We start from the raw sequence: 17,013 nt of genomic DNA, 5'->3' as shown, positions 1-17,013 counted from the left end.
CGCTATCACGTATCAAAGCGCATTTAACAAAATATCTATAAAATTTTTGTGCTGATAAAAATTTCTGTTATCATCTTAATATTTGTTCAAGCAAATATATATTTGTAGTTTTTTTGCAACCAAAGCTAGATTTTGGACACAATGTTGGACGTTATTTGTATATCAGTAGGCTACATGGATGACCATCTCACGCAAACACCGTATAATAATGTGGTTTTCAAATCTATCGCAGTGCTTGTTTCGGCTAGATTTGAGTTTTATAATTTAAATGTCAAATACTGTCCGTGAGCGACGGTACGAATCAGTGAATTGGAGCAAAAGAGATATGAGCGTAGCAAATAAAAGTGTGAGCAAGTGGTATCAAGTTGCTGGTATCGGCATGGTATGTGGTTTAGCGCTTGCTGGTTGTGATCGCTCAGAAAAAGAGAATGCTGAAACGGCAGAAGTGACCGAGCAAGAAGCACAGGTCAGTGAAAACGCCTCCGCCACGGCGGTGAGCTGTGATGATCCTATGGTACAAGACCGCCTCAAATCCGCTTTGAAAAATACGCTCAATCAACAAGCGCAAACCCTAGCGGTCGGTTATGCCAATGATGCAGAGATTGGTTTAGGCAGTGGTGTGGTCTCTACTAAAGTCAATGGTATCGTCATCGATGTACAAAATGCCGCCGTTTTACAAGCGACCAATGAAAATGGTCTGACAACCTGTCAGGCAAGTGTCAGTATGACCTTGCCAAGTGAAGACTTATATCAAGCCAGCCAAGTGCAAGCAGCAAACAATCAGCCAAGTTTGCAATCGCGCTTAGCCAATGACAATATTCGTATCAATAACAACATGCTCATCGATAATGCTTTTACCTATGTCGTTGGCACGCAAGGTGGTCAAGTACGTACACGTATCGCAGGACAGCCTGCATTACTGACAGTAGTATCAGAAGTGGTCGCCAGTTCAACGCTCCAGTCAGCGAAGGAAGAGCAGCGCGCTCAACGTGCCAATCAGCAACCTGAACGCCGCCGTGAACCAGCACAACCTGCTAAGCCGCCAGTTGTTAATCAAGGCAATCAAAACAGCAGTCAAAGTACGAAGACGCCAAGCAGTACTCCATCAGCGGCAGCACCTAGCACTACTACACCTGCTGCTCCAGAAGCACCAAAAGCGACACCTAAAGATGAAAGTATCGATATGGTAATTATTGAAGACAAAGAAGCGACTTATTAAGTCTACCGCTACTAAATATCGATAATCATCGTTTCAATATTTCAATTCAAAAACGCCCGCAATAGATACGTTGCAGGCGTTTTTTATTGTTCATTAAATGGCTCAGCTATCAGAGAATTTTTGTAATACTTGGCTGTCCCATAGTACTTCAGAGACTTGCTCAGGATCTGTACAAAAACGTGCCGCCACAAACAGCCAGTCGGATAAGCGATTGATAAAGCTGACTGCTGTATGACGAATGGCTTGCTGCTGCTCTTGTTTTAGCAACACAGCTTGGCGCTCAGCGCGGCGACAAACAGTACGTGCCACGTGCAATTGGCTGACCAATAGTGAGCCTGTCGGTAAAATAAAGTCTTTAAGCGGCGGCAAAGTAGTATTCATTGCATCGATCTGCTGCTCAAGCCAATCAATATGAATCGCATTCACCCCTTCATATTCCGGCATAGCAAGCTCGCCGCCGATATTAAATAATAAGTGTTGAATAATCACCAAAGCTTGTGCAAAGTCTACTTCTTGCTCTGTTTGCAAGCGCTCAGGTAGCTGTTGGCAGTTACTTGAGTTGTTGGTTGCTGTACTTAACGCTTGAGTAAGCTGCGCGCGTACCAAACCAATATGTGAGTTCAACTCATCAATATCACCCATCACACTAAATAGGTTGTCCGCCTTGCTAACGCGGCTGCCATCTGCCATGCCAGTACTACCATCATCGCCAGTACGGGTGTAAATTTTGCTTAAACGATTGCCCATATTTTTGTCCTTAACTATAGTCGGTAAAAAGTAATATCGATACAACACGTACTACTGGTGCAAATTTTTCTTGCTTGCTGTGCCTACGCAGACAGAGGCTTCAAAAAATTTACACCACAATACGGTAGCGACTTTAAAGTATTTCAACTATATCAGTGTTTTTATCATTACAGAGTCTTACTTGCGCGCTCATTGTAGTATTTTACGAGCATTTTCGCTAAGATAATGGGTTAAGTTTTATATTGGTTTTCTTGTTACCTCTCATTTAGGCATTATTTGTTTATATAAGCGCGTTTTTATTTCCTAAACGGGCATTATCGTTAGACTTGTTTTCCTCTTATAATTTTAATTTAAAGGCTTTATGATTATGACCACACCTCTTGCAGACGCGATGTCTCAGCTCGTCATCTACGATTCACTTACTGGACGCAAGCAATCATTTAAACCGCTTGTTGAGGGCAAAGTTGGCATGTATGTGTGCGGGATGACGGTTTATGATTATTGTCATATCGGTCATGCACGGGTGATGGTTGGCTTTGATATGGCAGTACGTTGGCTTGCGCAGCTAGGCTATGATGTGAATTACGTACGTAATATCACGGATATCGATGACAAAATCATCGCTCGTGCTGCCGAAAATGGTGAAGAGATTGGTGCATTGACGCAGCGTTTTATTACTGCTATGCATGAAGATGCGACAGCACTTGGCTGCCAATCACCGAATGCAGAACCGCGTGCGACGGATTATATCGATGAAATGCAGCAGATGATTGAGACGTTGGTCAGCAATGACTATGCCTACGCAGGCGACAATGGCGACGTCTACTATGCAGTCGATAGCTTCGCTGATTATGGTAAATTATCTAAGCGTAACCTTGATGATATGCAGGCAGGCTCACGGGTTGAAGTCGAAAACGACAAGCGTAATCCATTTGATTTTGTCTTATGGAAGGCAGCGAAACCTGATGAGCCCCAATGGGTGTCATCTTGGGGTCAAGGACGTCCAGGTTGGCATATTGAATGCTCGGCGATGTCGACCAAATGCCTTGGTAATACCTTTGATATCCATGGTGGTGGTCATGATTTGCAGTTCCCGCATCATGAAAACGAGATTGCCCAATCTGAAGCGGCGACCGGCTGTGAATACGCGCGCAACTGGATGCATGTTGGCTTCATCAATGTCGATGGTGAAAAAATGTCTAAGTCATTGGGTAACTTTTTCACCATTCGCGATGTGATGGCAAAATACCTGCCAGAAACGGTACGTTTTTTCTTATTGTCGAGTCACTATCGTAGCCAAGTGAATTTCTCTGATAGTGCATTGGACGAAGCGCATAATAGCCTAAGCAGATTATATCAAGCCCTCAAAGTTGTTGAACAGCAAAAAGGTCAAACGCTTATTGTCGATGACGCATTGATTAATAATGCTTATGCAAGTGCGCCTGGACAAGACTTTATCAAAGCCATGAATGATGACTTTAATAGCTCAACGGCTATTAGTGTGCTGTTTGGATTGGCGCGTGATATTAACAAAGCCAGCAAAGTAGAAGATATAGAGAGTGCATGGCAGTTGGCGCAACAATTAAAGGCGTTGGCGCAAACGCTAAATATTTTGCAGCAGCCTGTACAGCAGTTCTTGCAAGCCGTCATCGGTGAAGCAGCTGAAGACGGTTTAACAGATGAGGCTATTGATAGTTTAATTATTGAGCGCGCTGATGCCAAGACCAATAAAAACTTTGCCCGTGCTGATGAGATACGTATACAGTTAAAAGACGCCGGTATTGAGCTTGAAGACAGTCGTGCTGGCACCACTTGGCGCCGTGCTTAATTTGAGCATACATTTTTGCGCTTGCTCATTCACAAACAGTAACGCTTTTATTTTTAGGATACGATGTTAGTATCAAGGCATAAAATAAGCTGACAAATATGTTATGCGAATGGTCGTATTATTTGTTATAATATGGCGTTATTTTTAAGGGATAATTCAGTTATTAAGCATTGTGTCATCAGATTTTTGGACAGTTAGAGGCGCTGTATTAGCGAGTCTATTGAACCAATGATTTAATTAGCAATGATAAATTGATGATGTGCCGAGCGAATGTTTGTATTTAGTATTTGTTCCCCACGGTTTTATTATTTTCTGCTAGGTTTTGATAACCTGATGATTGTGATAAAACGTTCGTTGATTGTCTTGATGCTGCATTGCCCACCCATCAAAATAACCACTACTAGGGGTCTGTATGTTGCGAATTGTCGATGAAGCCTTAACCTTTGATGACGTTTTATTATTGCCAGCTTATTCTGAGATTTTACCGAAAGCTGCTAATCTAACGACCCGCCTAACAAAAAGTATCACGCTAAATTTACCATTAATTTCTGCTGCTATGGATACAGTCACTGAGTCTGAGATGGCCATTACCATGGCACAGCTTGGTGGTTTAGGTATCTTGCATAAAAGCATGGATATCGATAAGCAGGCGATGCAAGTGCGCCGCGTCAAAAAATTCGAAGCGGGTACGGTGGTAGATCCTATTACTGTGCATCCAGAGATGACAATCGGTGAGTTACTAAGACTGACCCAAGACAATAATATTTCAGGTGTACCAGTAGTTGAAAAAGGCACTGATAAAGTAGTTGGTATTGTTACTCATCGTGACTGGCGCTTTGAAACCAATTTATCATTGCCTGTCAGTCATATCATGACGCCAAAAGAGCAGCTCGTCACCGTTAAAGAAGGTGAGAGCAATGAAAACATTAAAAGACTGCTACATGAGCACCGTATCGAAAAAGTCATTGTGATCAATGATGATTTCCGTTTGCGCGGTTTGATTACGGTTAATGACTTTGCCAAAGCAGAAAATAACCCTAATGCTTGTAAAGATGAGCAGGGTCGTTTACGTGTTGGCGCAGCAGTTGGTACTGGCGCTGATACCCAAGCACGCGTTGAAGCATTAATTGCCGCTGACGTCGATATTATCGTTGTTGATACGGCGCATGGCCATTCAAAAGGCGTGATTGATAAAGTATCTTGGATCAAAAAGCACTTCCCGCACGTACAAGTAATTGGTGGTAACATCGCGACAGGCGACGCTGCTAAAGCCTTACGTGATGCCGGTGCTGATGCCGTAAAAGTCGGTATTGGTCCAGGATCTATCTGTACCACGCGTATCATCGCCGGTATTGGTGTACCGCAAATCTCTGCGATTGATAGTGTTGCAAGCGCTTTGCAAGACAGTATTCCATTGATTGCTGATGGTGGTATTCGCTACTCAGGCGATATGGCAAAAGCCATTGCCGCTGGTGCATCATGCATCATGGTTGGCTCGCTTATGGCAGGTACGGAAGAAGCGCCAGGTGAAGTTGAGCTGTTCCAAGGTCGCTACTATAAAGCCTATCGCGGTATGGGTAGTTTGGGCGCGATGTCAGGTCAAAACGGCTCCTCAGATCGCTATTTCCAAGATGCCAAAGACGGTGTTGAAAAGTTGGTGCCAGAAGGTATCGAAGGTCGTGTACCCTATAAAGGTCCAGTCGCTGGTATCGTCAATCAATTGGTTGGTGGTTTACGTTCATCTATGGGTTATACCGGCTGTGCCACGATTGAAGATATGCGCAGTAAGCCGCAGTTCATCAAAGTTACTTCTGCTGGTATGAAAGAATCACACGTCCACGATGTGCAGATTACTAAAGAAGCGCCTAACTATCGAGTCGACTAATTACATTTTTGCCGCTGTAGGATGCAATAACTGGCAGTCTGACCGCGTCAAGTGACATCAAGATACAAACAGCCAACAATGCCTTGTTATTGTTGGCTGTTTTTTTTTGTAAAATACGATAATAGATTATTCTAATAATAAGTGATAACTGCTTGTCTTATCAAAACCATTGATAACAGTGAATGATTGAAATTACTTAACCCTGCGTCCGCGTCGGGTCTTTTACTTTTAGATTTAAGGAACAATAAGAATGAGCTATTTTGGCACTGATGGTATTCGCGGTAAATTTGGTGAGCTGCCAATTACGCCAGATTTTATCTTAAAGCTCGGCTATGTCACAGGACTCGTCCTAATAGAAAACAGTCAAAATTCGGCGCGTAAGCCGAGTGTGGTAATTGGTAAAGACACGCGATTATCAGGCTATGTGATTGAAGGCGCACTACAAGCAGGCTTTAACGCCGCGGGTGTGGACGTGCATATGCTTGGACCATTACCAACGCCCGCTATTGCTCATTTAACGCGTAGCTTTAATGCCGATGCAGGTGTGGTTATTTCTGCCTCACACAATCCATACTATGATAATGGCATCAAATTCTTTTCAGGTGATGGCAAAAAACTGACCGATGAGATGCAAAATGCCATCAATGATAAGTTAGACACCATCATGGCTGCTACGGGCAGTAATGATGCTCTGATGCCTATTCTTGACCCTGCGCAATTGGGTAAAAACAATCGTATCGATGATGCAAAAGGGCGCTATATTGAATTCTGTAAGGGCAGCTTTCCTTATCAGTATGATCTGGATCATTTGACCGTGGTTGTCGATTGTGCAAATGGTGCTGGTTATAGCGTAGCGCCGCGAGTGATGCGTGAGTTGGGTGCCAATGTCATTGCTATTAACCATAAGCCTGATGGCATCAATATCAATGCACATTGCGGTTCTACCCATCCTGAAGGTCTACAAGCAGCCGTTCTTAAATATGAAGCCGATGTGGGCATTGCTTTAGATGGTGATGGCGACCGTATCGTGATGGTTGATGAAGCCGGTCATTTGGTTGATGGTGATGGTATCTTGTATGTGCTTGCCACCCAAGGTCAGACAAAGGTGGCAGGTGTCGTTGGCACCCTGATGAGCAATATGGGTTTAGAGTTGGCGTTAAAAGCGGCTGATATTGAGTTTACGCGTGCAAAAGTAGGCGATCGTTATGTGATGCAAGAGCTTGAAGCAAACGGTTGGATATTGGGCGGTGAGCCATCAGGTCATATTTTATGCTTGGATAAAAGCCGAACCGGCGATGCCATTATCGCAAGTTTGCAGATACTTGCAGTCATGCAAGCAAGAGGCAAAGCGCTGAGTGATTTGACAGAAGGGTTTGAAGTATTGCCACAAAAACTGGTCAATGTGCGCTTGTCGCAAATGCAAGATCCATTTGAGCATGAAGAACTGGTTGCCGCTTTTGATAAAGCACGTGCTACTTTAGAAGGTCGCGGTCGCTTGCTTATTCGCCAATCGGGTACAGAACCGATGATTCGAGTCATGGTTGAGTCAGATGATGAGATAGAGTGTGATGTGATGGCGAATGATTTGGCAGATAAAATCAAAGATACACTGGGTTAATAGTCTTTAATAAAAATATACCAAAATAAGGGACAACCATGAATATGGACTTTACCGATCAGCGTTTGTCATATGAAAAAGGTCAACTTGACCAACAGTCAGTACCAATATCGCCGTTTGAGCTGCTAAAGGCTTGGATGCATGAGGCAATAGAAGAGCAAGTGCAAGAGCCGTACGCGATGAGTCTGGCGACTTGCGGAGCGGACGATAAACCCAGCGTGCGTATTGTTCTATTGCGTGAAATTACGGATAAAGGTATCGTTTTTTATACCAATTACGAAAGTGCCAAGGGTCAAGATATTGCTGAAAACCCTAATGCAGAAGCGCTATTCTTTTGGCATAAACTTGAGCGCCAAATCCGTATTAGCGGCAGTATCGCTAAAATTGATGCTGATAAATCTGCTGCTTACTTTCAAAAACGCCCGCACGATAGCCAAGTGGGCACGTGGGTCAGTCAACCGCAAAGCGGTGAAGTTGCCAGTCGCGACGTGATGGAGCAGACGTTTGAGCAATTGCAAACAGACTATCCAGATGGTGCAGCAGTACCGACGCCAGGGTTTTGGGGTGGTTACGAAATTACCGTCAGTGAGATTGAGTTTTGGCAAGGTCGCGCCAATCGTATGCACGACCGCATTGTTTATCATAAAGAGGTAGATGGTAGCTTTAGCACCAAACGCTTATTGCCTTAAGCGCATGATATAGTTGAAATACTTTAAAGTCGCACCAGTAGTACGGGTTGTATCGATATTACTTTTCACCGACTATAGCTGATGATATGAACTTATAAGAAGTTTATATCTATCAAAAAGCCACTTTAAATGTCATATTCATATGGCAAATAAAGTGGCTTTTTATATTAACTATCTTCTTACCGTTTATCTATTTAGTATCCACATCTACCGACACGGACATACCAGGACGTAGGCGGGCAAGCTCTGGCTGGTTGGGGTCTAAGTCAATACGGACTGGAATACGCTGAGCGATTTTAATATAGTTACCTGTTGCAGGATTGGCAGCGCCAGCACTGAATTCACTGCCTGTTGCGGGTGAGATATTGCTGACACGTCCGCTAAACTGCGTGCCACCCAAGGCATCCACATGAATAGTGGCAGCTTCACCAATCGTCATATTGGCCACTTGTGTCTCTTTAAAGTTGGCAATAATCCATACGCCTTTTGGCACAATATACATAAGCTGCGTACCAGCAGTGACATATTGTCCTGTTTGGACAGTTAATTGGCTCAATTGTCCTGATTCAGGGGCGCGAATTATGGTGTTGTCTAAGTTAATCTGTGCTTGTTTCGCGGCAGCTTCAGCATTTTTGATATTGGCATCTAATGAAGAGCGGCTAGCAGTCATTTTTTTGCTACCTTCTTTTGCCACTTGTAAATTGGCTTCCGCTTGTTGGACACCGGCTTGTGCTTTTGCTAATTGAGCTTCAGCATGAGCAACATCTGCTCTCGATACTGCGCCAATGGCAACTAAGCCCTGATAACGGTTAACGTCCTCGCGGGCACTGTCAACACTTACTTTAGCGCTATAAACATCTGCCTCGCGCGCCTGAATCTGTGCTTGGCTGGTGCCCGTATCTTGCGCATTACTAGAGCGATTGGTCAACGCAATATCGATATTCGCCTGTGCTTGTTCTAGCTGCTGCTGAAAAATTCGATCATCTATTTTTACCAACAAATCACCCGCTGCAACATTCGCAAAATCTTCTACCGCCACTTCTGTCACATAACCTGACACTTGCGGGCTGATAATGGTTGTTTGTCCTTTAACAAAAGCATTGTTGGTTTGTTGCATGGTTGGTGTAAAAGGTGGCAGCTTCCACGCATAGAGAATGAGTGCCACGCCAATAACAATCAGAGCAATCAGTAAACCTAAATTAAAAAACGACTTCTTTTTAGGTGACCAACCTGCCGGTGCAGGAATAGATTCAGTGGGTGGCATCGGAGTGGCATCTTTGCCATCACCTGCCTCAGTGCTGCCTATTTTATCAGTGCCAGTATCAGGGGTATTTATAGGCTCATTGGCATTAGTAGGTAAGTCATCAGAAGGGTCAGTTTGAACCCGAGTTTCAGGCATAGTAGGTTCAGGTTGAATGGCTGCTATATTGGTATTTGCGTCATTATTGGAAGCCACTTGTGACTGTGACTGTGATGGTGTATCCACAACTGCTTGATTTGATAATGATTCACTAGCTTGAGCATTTTCAACGGGTTTAGCCGCTTTGTTAGGTGTACTTGCGTCATCAAAGCGGTTCGGTTTGTCTTCGTTCATGACGCGCTCCTAAAGGGTTTTATAAACATAATAGAGAACTTTAAAATAATAATCAGAGAGAATAATACGTATAGAATACACAATAAAAATTGCACTATCTGCTATTTTTTTCCCATGATTTTTGCTAACGCGGCAAGCTCTTTACCAAGTGGGTTGCGCTTATGATACAAATAATAGAAATAAACCATTAATAAATAGATCGCGGTAATCGTAGCGCTCACTGCCATTAAAAAGAATAAATCGTCATAAGCGGCAACGGTCGCTTGGCGCTGAATCCCTTGCAGCATTTGGGTCATCTGAGCAGGATTGCCAGCAGTCATCGAGCTGACCATATTTGCATAGTGCATCTGCGTGCGAATAGTGGTAAAGGCTTGAATGCCGGCGGCACCTGCCAAACCGCCAACCGTTTGTGAAATACCAAAAATGACTGAGAAGCTAATAATATAGGCAGGTCCATTGGCAATGGCACGAAACATCCCTTCAAATACCATCGGTCCCATAAAGTATACGGCAGCAAACGCAATGATAAACTGGCTAAAATAAAACATGACAGGTGTAGAATTAAGTGACACACCCGTATCTATCCAAGCACCAATAGCAATCAGTGCCACGGCAAAAATTACTGGTCGACGCAGATCCATCGCATTGGTCGTAAAAATACTAAGCACCAATGCTAGTGCACTGGCTGCTAAAATAATGGCATAAAAGACAATCAGCTGATCGTTACCATAGCCAAGGTTTTCCAATAATCCAGCCGCGCCAACGCTTTGCTCAGACAGCAAAATACGCATCACAGCGCCCGTTATCATAAAGGCGATAATCGTCCGGCTGCGCATCCAGCGTACTTGCAGCATCGGGTTTTTACGGTGGGTTTCAATCCACAACGCAATAGAAATGGTGACGACGGAAATAATCAGCGGATAACTGAGCCCAGGCGTTGTCCACCATAAGATACGACCTTGCACCAAAAACACCGCCAATGCTGCGAGACCAGTCGCAAAGAAAGCAAAGCTGATAATATCTAGATTTTCAAAGACTTTTTCCATATTGCCGCGTGGCAGCTCAAGAATATTAATCAACCCAAAGCATATCAATGCTAAGCCTACTTGGAACAAAAATAAGCCTTCAAGTTGACCGTCGGCAGCTAGATAAGGCGAGATGATACGCGATAGAGGTACCCCAAACTGTACCAATCCAAAGCCCAAGATTAGCCCGCTAATCCGCCGAGCTGCTGGCATGCCTTGCAAACAATAAAAGATAGACAATACCGTCATGGCACTGGCAACCACGCCGCTAAAACCACGGGCAATTAACTCTAAATAATAAGGATTAATGCTAATACCGGTGGTTGAGCTGAGCAGATGACTACTGACTAACCACTGCATACTGGTCGCTGACAGCAAAAAGAACAAAGTGATTTTGCTAAATAGCGACATACCAAACTGTTGGCGAATTTTATAGAGCAGTACCGTGACACAGGCATTGGTCATATTGTAAGCGACCGATATCCAGCCACCTTCAACAGGGGTTAAGCCCATCTGCCCTTGAATTTGAGAGAGGTTAGCTACCAATAGACCGTTTTGAAAACTGGCAGTAATACCGATAAAAATACCGATCAGTAAGTAAAATACTTTTCGATAAGTAGGATGATCGGGTGTGGCAGGCGAGCCCAGCATGAACGGCTGTTCATGAGGCTTAAATTGATAGTCGGTACTCATAAGGCAGGGTCGATCTGTATAGGGGGATTGATTAACATAGAACAGCTCCTAAACAAGACTTGCGACAGTTGGAGGGGCATCCATTAAGCTCAATGCTATGTAATAGAGTGATATAACCAAAAGAACCGCCTAAAAGCTGCTTGAGATATTTTATCATGATTTTTGCTGAGGGTTTAATATCTGTTTTTATTAACTGTAGAGAATGAGAATGGTCGCTCCTCTATATTCAGGTCAAAATACGCCGCCAAAAATACCCAGTACATGGCTCGATATGGATGCACTTGATCACAATATTCAGCTGGTCAATCAAAAAACCCAGCCAACCAATCTACGTTTGGCGACCAAGTCTATGCGCTCAATCGATGTTCTACGCTATATTCAAGCGCGCTCGCCAAATTTTATCGGTCTGATGTCTTATGCTGCTGATGAATCAGTGTATTTACTAAAAAAATAGTTTTGATATCGCTGGCTTGAAGAAAAGTTTGCCATTTCTTAAAGTTATCAAATTATACGTAAAAAAGCAGCCTATCACGTAGGCTGCTTTTTCGTTATCACTGATACAGTCATTATTCTTTAAAATTGATACAAGATTACACTGACTACATGATAGATTTATTACTCAGTGCTTGTTTTATCATAATTTGCTTCCAAACGCATGGCGCGCTGATAGCTATCAAGGCTAGCAAGCTGTAGCGCATACTGTCGGATATGAGGATAATTCTCTAACGCCTTACGCTTGACAAGCATCATTAAATCAAACGACAACATAAAATCTGCACCGCTTAGCTTATTACCCACGATAAATGATTTGCCTGCCACCTCATCATTTAGATAGCAGGGCGCAGATTATCAGGTGCAAACCGCTCAATCAATAGCTCAGTAATCGCACCTGACTCTGCATAAAGTTCGCCATCCATCTCAATAACCGGAGACTTACCAAGAGAATGTGTTGCTATTAAGCCTGTATCTTAGCAATTAAGCGCTTGGCGGCTTCTTCTGATGACGCTGGATTTTGACCAGTGATCAACAAGCCGTCTTCGACCACAAACGACTCCCAATCAGTACCTTTTTCATAGTTACCACCATTGGCTTTTAGCACGTCCTCTAATAAGAAAGGCACGACATCAGTAAGCTGAACCGCTTCTTCTTCAGTATTACTAAAGCCTGTGACCGTTTTTCCTTTGACCAGATACTCGCCATCGATTTTAACGTTTTTAAGGGCGGCAGGAGAATGGCAGACAAAAGCTACTGGTTTGTCTTGTTTGATGAATGTCTCAATTAATTCAATCGAGTTTTTGTCAACGGCTAAATCCCACATTGGACCATGACCACCAGGATAGAATACTGAATCAAAATCTTCCGCTTTCATATCAGCAAGTTTTTTGGTCGTTGCTAGGTGTTCTTGTGCTTCAGAGTCTTCTTTAAAGCGTTTGGTATCTTTGGTTTGAGCATCTGGTGTGTCACTACTTGGGTCAAGTGGTGGTTGACCGCCCGCAGGAGAGGCAAGCGTGATATTGACACCAGCATCTAAAAAAGCATAGTAAGGTGCGGCAAATTCTTCTAGCCAAAAGCCTGTCTTCTTACCAGTATCGCCCAATTTATCGTGTGAAGTTAGTACCATTAAAATATTCATAATTGTCCCTGTTTATTGTTGAAAGTTATTATTGAAGTTTATTATTGACGCTTATACTTGCTGTTTGTTATTGAAACCTATTAGTGATATGCCGCATTTTATTTATTTTTGATTGTTTTGCTAGTAATGGCACGCTCTAGGATACGACGTGATACCGCTAAGTCGTTTTTGCCATGCTCGCCCAATTTCACCATACCATGTACTTCTAACTGCTTAATGATAGGATCAATAGCGGTTGCATCTAACTCTGCATCTTCTAAACTGACCGGCAGTCCAAGCTCACGGAAGAAGTTTTCAGTCTGTTTGATAGCCGCTTCAATGATCGCATCATCATTTAGCTCAGTACCATTATCATCGGCTTTAATGTGCCATACGTTACGTGCATATTGAAGCAACTTGTCTTTTTTGCTGTCTTTAAGCTCACGCATCACTGATGGCAATACGATGGTCAGCGTACGCGCATGGTCAATCGCGTGCAATGAAGTCAATTCATGACCGATCATATGCGTCGTCCAATCTTGCGGTACACCAGTACCAATCAAACCATTTAGCGCCATGGTCGCCGTCCACATGATGTTTTTACGCGTCTCTAAATTCTCTGGATCGGCTTTAACCGCTGCGCCTTCTTCAATCAGAATTTTTAACAGGCTCTCAGCAAAGGCATCTTGAACTTTTGCATTGACCGGATAGGTCAGATACTGTTCCATTACATGAACAAAGGCGTCAGCCACACCATTCATTACTTGGCGTTCAGGTAAGGTCATGGTTTTGGTTGGATCTAAAATTGAAAATTTAGGGAAGGCAAGTGGGTTACCAAACGGCAGTTTTGCTTGACGTTCACTAAAGTTAATCACGCCGCCTGAATTCATCTCAGAGCCAGTGGCTGGAATGGTCAATACTGCGCCCAAATCAACTGCTGAATCGATATCTCTGCAATAACTGGTTAGCGCATCCCATGCCTTATCGCGTGATACCGTACCGTCTTGTTCGGTCAATGACGATACGAGCGCGACAAACTTACTGCCGTCAATCACAGAGCCACCGCCAACGGCTAGTAAAAAGTCAATATTGTGCTCATTGACCATATCCGCAGCTTTTAGCAAAGTGGTAAATTCTGGATTGGCTTCAATACCACCAAACTCAAATACTTCACGACTGCCACTGGCGGCCAATGCCGTTTTGACTTCATCTAACGTACCAGTACGCTGCGCTGAACCGCCACCATAGGTAATCAGTACACGGGCATCTGTCGGTACAAGATTCGCTAACTTTTCGATTTGACCTTCACCAAAGATGATACGGACGGGATTGTAATATTGAAAGTTATTCATAAGATTCCTAATATATTTTCTGAGTATGAAAAGAGTATTTAATATTGAAAATAAAGTCTGTAACTTATTTGCATCTGTCCGCATTATATACTAATTAGACCGGTCGTCTAGTGGTTATGCTCGATGGTTACAAAACTATCGCATAAGCATGTCAGCCGATATTAATTTAATCGTATTATTCGATTGGATTTTTGATAGTAGTGCTTAATATTTTTCTTAATATTAAGATATTCTTGTTTAACAATAGCTTACGATAAGTTAAACAAGAATGAGTAAGGCAGAAAGATAGATAAGGTGACATATAAAAACTGTGAGAAGAGCAATTATAAAATGAAAAAACTAGCGCCCCATGGCGGTAGTAGTCATCAGCCATGCTTCTGCTAATGGCGTATCCGTTTGACTAATCTTGGTAACTAAACTGGCACCAAGCCATGCAAAATACCAACGCTTTGCCATACTCTCAGCAGCCACGTTAGCGGGATGAGGTACAGAACCGTCCACCCAGCCTGCTTTGATTTGGGTCGCAAGCCAAGTAATCGTTTGTTGGTAGCCAGTATGTAATACTTTACGCATCGGCTCCGACATATCCGAAACTTCAGCGCTAAGCTTTACGACCAAGCATTTCTCATGATCGCAGCCACTCTGCTGCGTGTCATACCAGTTTTGAAAATAGTCATATAATTTTTGCTGAGCGCTAACATCTTGTGACCCAATAATATTCAAGCGCTGCTTATACTGGGTAAAGTAGTGACTAATAATCGCCTCACCAAAGGCTTCTTTTGACGCAAAATAATGATAAAAAGAACCTTTCGGTACACCCGCGGTATCTAATATTTGCTTAATACCTACCGCAGTAAAACCTTTTTGTGCGATGAGCTTATAGCCAGTCGTTAACAGATGGTCTCTGGTGTTTGATAACGCAATATTAGATAGCGCACTATCGGTTTGGGTATGTTTTATAGCATTGGGTATAGACATGTTACTTATGTTCTCCTTAGAGAGAATAATTATTTAATATGGTTTAGTAAATTTATAAATATTGATTGGTAAGTTACGTTTGTTCAACAAAGAATAGGGGGTAAAAGATTCTTATTTTTATACCGTCTATGTTAGCATTAGACCAGTCGTCTAGCAAGTTACGTTTGTTATCGTATGCTGTAAATACTTATTAAACGTGTTACGGAACTTGATAGACGGTAATGATATGGTCTAACCACACTCTAATAATATTTTTAAATAAAAAATAGGAATAATTATGTCAACAGCAGCCAAAAATACGCAGGCAAATACTTATACAGATTTTCATTTGCAATATATCGCAGGTGAATGGAAAAAGGGCGATGACGATAGTATCAATACCAACACCAACCCGTTTAATGGTGAAACTTTGGTTGAGATTCAACAAGCAACGGATAAACAACTTGATGAGGCTTATCAAGCTGCAAGTGACGCTCAAAAACAGTGGGCGAAGCAAACCCCGAACGAACGTGCCGCTATCCTTTATAAAGTAGTCAGCATCTTTGATCAGCGTCAAGATGAGATTGTTGATTGGCTAATCAAAGAGTCGGGTAGTACCCGTATTAAAGCGATGGTCGAGTTTAGCAGTGCGCGGGCGATTACCCTTGAAGCTGCAAGCTTTCCTAATCGTGTACATGGCGAGATTCGCCCGTCGAATACGCCGGGTAAAGAGAACTTTATTTATCGTGAGCCGATGGGCGTGATTGCGGTGATTAGCCCATGGAACTTCCCGCTACATCTAACCCAGCGCTCGATTGCGCCAGCATTAGCATTGGGGAATGCAGTAGTGTTAAAGCCTGCTAGTGATACACCGATTACCGGTGGGTTGCTGCTTGCAAAAATATTTGAAGAAGCTGGTTTGCCTAAAGGTTTGCTCAATGTCGTTGTTGGTAGCGGCAGCGAGATAGGCGATGCAATGGTTACCCATCATGTCCCGAGTTTGGTTTCCTTTACTGGATCAACCTCTGTGGGTAAGCATATCGGTGAGTTGGCAAATGGCGGTGAATATATCAAACAAGTGGCGCTAGAGCTGGGCGGCAACAGTCCATTTGTGGTGCTAAAAGATGCTGATATTGAGCAAGCTGTGAAGGCTGCAGCTTTTGGTAAGTTCTTACATCAAGGTCAGATATGTATTGCGATTAACCGTATCATTGTCGAAGATGAGATTTATGACGATTTCGTTACGCGTTTTGTGGCGCACGTTAAGACCTTAAATGTTGGCGATCCTAACAAAGCAGATACCGCAGTCGGTCCTATTATCAATAAAAAACAAGTTGCATCGCTAAAAGAAAAAATTGTCAAAGCGAAAGATGAAGGCGCAAAAATGCTATTAAGTGGTGAGATAAAAGGTCAAGTCGTGCCACCACATGTCTTTAGTGACGTCACTCGTGAGATGGATTTGTCTTGCAACGAAGTATTTGGTCCTTTGGTTGGTATTATTCGCGCCAAAGATGAAGACGATGCGCTGTCGATTGCCAATGACTCTATGTATGGCTTATCGAGTGCAGTATTTACTCAAGATATGGCAAAAGGCTTGCGCTTTGCTCGCGGTATCAAAGCAGGCATGACTCATATTAATGATATTTCGGTGAATGACGAAAGCAATGCGCCCTTTGGCGGAGAGAAGAACTCGGGTATCGGACGCTTTAACGGTGAATGGATACTAGAAGAATTTACCACGTTACATTGGATTTCGATGCAGCATACACCGCGTGATTATCCTTTCTAAATAAT

At 43.1% G+C, this 17,013-nt stretch carries 15 protein-coding genes; 7 read left to right on the top strand and 8 right to left on the bottom strand.

Annotation, left to right across the window (positions count from 1 at the left end; genetic code table 11):
* The first annotated feature begins 325 nt into the window (after window positions 1–325).
* Window positions 326–1,219 carry a hypothetical protein gene (locus tag PSYC_RS07065; protein WP_011280632.1) on the top strand — a complete coding sequence of 298 codons (894 nt, stop codon included), beginning with the start codon at window positions 326–328 and terminating at the stop codon, window positions 1,217–1,219.
* 102 nt (window positions 1,220–1,321) lie between these two features.
* Here PSYC_RS07065 and PSYC_RS07060 read toward each other — a convergent pair whose 3' ends face one another.
* The gene (locus tag PSYC_RS07060; protein ID WP_011280631.1) at window positions 1,322–1,966 is read right to left on the bottom strand and encodes a cob(I)yrinic acid a,c-diamide adenosyltransferase; all 645 of its coding nucleotides are present in this window, start codon (window positions 1,964–1,966) and stop codon (window positions 1,322–1,324) included.
* 361 nt (window positions 1,967–2,327) lie between these two features.
* Here PSYC_RS07060 and cysS point away from each other — a divergent pair, with 361 nt between their 5' ends.
* The 4 genes from cysS to pdxH all read left to right on the top strand — a co-directional run bounded on the left by cysS (window position 2,328) and on the right by pdxH (window position 7,986).
* Window positions 2,328–3,794: a cysteine--tRNA ligase gene (gene cysS, locus PSYC_RS07055; RefSeq protein ID WP_011280630.1), complete on the top strand. Its 1,467-nt coding sequence runs from the start codon at window positions 2,328–2,330 to the stop codon at window positions 3,792–3,794.
* Window positions 3,795–4,206: 412 nt separating this feature from the next.
* On the top strand, window positions 4,207–5,679 hold the full coding sequence (gene guaB, locus PSYC_RS07050; protein ID WP_011280629.1) for an IMP dehydrogenase: 1,473 nt from the start codon (window positions 4,207–4,209) through the stop codon (window positions 5,677–5,679).
* 250 nt (window positions 5,680–5,929) lie between these two features.
* Window positions 5,930–7,297 carry a phosphoglucosamine mutase gene (glmM, locus tag PSYC_RS07045; protein ID WP_011280628.1) on the top strand — a complete coding sequence of 456 codons (1,368 nt, stop codon included), beginning with the start codon at window positions 5,930–5,932 and terminating at the stop codon, window positions 7,295–7,297.
* A 38-nt stretch (window positions 7,298–7,335) separates the two neighbouring features.
* Window positions 7,336–7,986, top strand: a complete 651-nt coding sequence (gene pdxH / locus PSYC_RS07040) for a pyridoxamine 5'-phosphate oxidase (RefSeq protein ID WP_011280627.1) — start codon at window positions 7,336–7,338, stop codon at window positions 7,984–7,986.
* A gap of 190 nt (window positions 7,987–8,176) precedes the next feature.
* On the opposite strand, the gene PSYC_RS07035 is transcribed toward pdxH, so the two are convergent.
* On the bottom strand, window positions 8,177–9,580 hold the full coding sequence (locus PSYC_RS07035) for an efflux RND transporter periplasmic adaptor subunit (protein WP_011280626.1): 1,404 nt from the start codon (window positions 9,578–9,580) through the stop codon (window positions 8,177–8,179).
* Window positions 9,581–9,681: 101 nt separating this feature from the next.
* Entirely contained in the window at window positions 9,682–11,298 is a 1,617-nt protein-coding gene (locus PSYC_RS07030; protein ID WP_011280625.1) for an MFS transporter, read from the bottom strand.
* Between the two features lie 208 nt (window positions 11,299–11,506).
* Between PSYC_RS07030 and PSYC_RS07025 the strand changes: the two genes are divergently transcribed.
* Window positions 11,507–11,752: a hypothetical protein gene (locus PSYC_RS07025; RefSeq protein WP_041757705.1), complete on the top strand. Its 246-nt coding sequence runs from the start codon at window positions 11,507–11,509 to the stop codon at window positions 11,750–11,752.
* A 161-nt stretch (window positions 11,753–11,913) separates the two neighbouring features.
* Here PSYC_RS07025 and PSYC_RS11425 read toward each other — a convergent pair whose 3' ends face one another.
* The 5 genes from PSYC_RS11425 to PSYC_RS07005 form a co-directional block, all read right to left on the bottom strand.
* On the bottom strand, window positions 11,914–12,117 hold the full coding sequence (locus tag PSYC_RS11425; protein ID WP_011280623.1) for a hypothetical protein: 204 nt from the start codon (window positions 12,115–12,117) through the stop codon (window positions 11,914–11,916).
* An 8-nt stretch (window positions 12,118–12,125) separates the two neighbouring features.
* On the bottom strand, window positions 12,126–12,215 hold the full coding sequence (locus PSYC_RS11835; protein ID WP_264622154.1) for a hypothetical protein: 90 nt from the start codon (window positions 12,213–12,215) through the stop codon (window positions 12,126–12,128).
* 38 nt (window positions 12,216–12,253) lie between these two features.
* Window positions 12,254–12,931, bottom strand: a complete 678-nt coding sequence (locus PSYC_RS07015) for a type 1 glutamine amidotransferase domain-containing protein (protein WP_011280622.1) — start codon at window positions 12,929–12,931, stop codon at window positions 12,254–12,256.
* Between the two features lie 98 nt (window positions 12,932–13,029).
* Entirely contained in the window at window positions 13,030–14,262 is a 1,233-nt protein-coding gene (locus tag PSYC_RS07010; protein ID WP_011280621.1) for an iron-containing alcohol dehydrogenase, read from the bottom strand.
* Between the two features lie 339 nt (window positions 14,263–14,601).
* The gene (locus PSYC_RS07005; RefSeq protein WP_011280620.1) at window positions 14,602–15,240 is read right to left on the bottom strand and encodes a TetR/AcrR family transcriptional regulator; all 639 of its coding nucleotides are present in this window, start codon (window positions 15,238–15,240) and stop codon (window positions 14,602–14,604) included.
* 277 nt (window positions 15,241–15,517) lie between these two features.
* On the opposite strand from PSYC_RS07005, the gene PSYC_RS07000 reads away from it, so the two are divergent.
* Window positions 15,518–17,008: an aldehyde dehydrogenase family protein gene (locus PSYC_RS07000; protein ID WP_011280619.1), complete on the top strand. Its 1,491-nt coding sequence runs from the start codon at window positions 15,518–15,520 to the stop codon at window positions 17,006–17,008.
* Window positions 17,009–17,013: the final 5 nt, after the last annotated feature.

This window comes from Psychrobacter arcticus 273-4 (assembly GCF_000012305.1).
In the GTDB taxonomy this organism is placed as follows: Bacteria; Pseudomonadota; Gammaproteobacteria; order Pseudomonadales; family Moraxellaceae; genus Psychrobacter; species Psychrobacter arcticus.
The sequence above is the reverse complement of the archived record's forward strand: the minus strand, read 5'-3'. Positions and strand labels throughout refer to the sequence as shown.

Excerpts from the sequence above, each read along its gene's own strand:
- PSYC_RS07065 (WP_011280632.1), top strand. The coding sequence starts at position 326 with ATGAGCGTAGCAAATAAAAGTGTGAGCAAGTGGTATCAAGTTGCTGGT.
- PSYC_RS07060 (WP_011280631.1), bottom strand. The coding sequence starts at position 1,966 with ATGGGCAATCGTTTAAGCAAAATTTACACCCGTACTGGCGATGATGGT.
- cysS (WP_011280630.1), top strand. The coding sequence starts at position 2,328 with ATGATTATGACCACACCTCTTGCAGACGCGATGTCTCAGCTCGTCATC.
- guaB (WP_011280629.1), top strand. The coding sequence starts at position 4,207 with ATGTTGCGAATTGTCGATGAAGCCTTAACCTTTGATGACGTTTTATTA.
- glmM (WP_011280628.1), top strand. The coding sequence starts at position 5,930 with ATGAGCTATTTTGGCACTGATGGTATTCGCGGTAAATTTGGTGAGCTG.
- pdxH (WP_011280627.1), top strand. The coding sequence starts at position 7,336 with ATGAATATGGACTTTACCGATCAGCGTTTGTCATATGAAAAAGGTCAA.
- PSYC_RS07035 (WP_011280626.1), bottom strand. The coding sequence starts at position 9,580 with ATGAACGAAGACAAACCGAACCGCTTTGATGACGCAAGTACACCTAAC.
- PSYC_RS07030 (WP_011280625.1), bottom strand. The coding sequence starts at position 11,298 with ATGAGTACCGACTATCAATTTAAGCCTCATGAACAGCCGTTCATGCTG.
- PSYC_RS07025 (WP_041757705.1), top strand. The coding sequence starts at position 11,507 with ATGGTCGCTCCTCTATATTCAGGTCAAAATACGCCGCCAAAAATACCC.
- PSYC_RS11835 (WP_264622154.1), bottom strand. The coding sequence starts at position 12,215 with ATGGATGGCGAACTTTATGCAGAGTCAGGTGCGATTACTGAGCTATTG.
- PSYC_RS07015 (WP_011280622.1), bottom strand. The coding sequence starts at position 12,931 with ATGAATATTTTAATGGTACTAACTTCACACGATAAATTGGGCGATACT.
- PSYC_RS07010 (WP_011280621.1), bottom strand. The coding sequence starts at position 14,262 with ATGAATAACTTTCAATATTACAATCCCGTCCGTATCATCTTTGGTGAA.
- PSYC_RS07005 (WP_011280620.1), bottom strand. The coding sequence starts at position 15,240 with ATGTCTATACCCAATGCTATAAAACATACCCAAACCGATAGTGCGCTA.
- PSYC_RS07000 (WP_011280619.1), top strand. The coding sequence starts at position 15,518 with ATGTCAACAGCAGCCAAAAATACGCAGGCAAATACTTATACAGATTTT.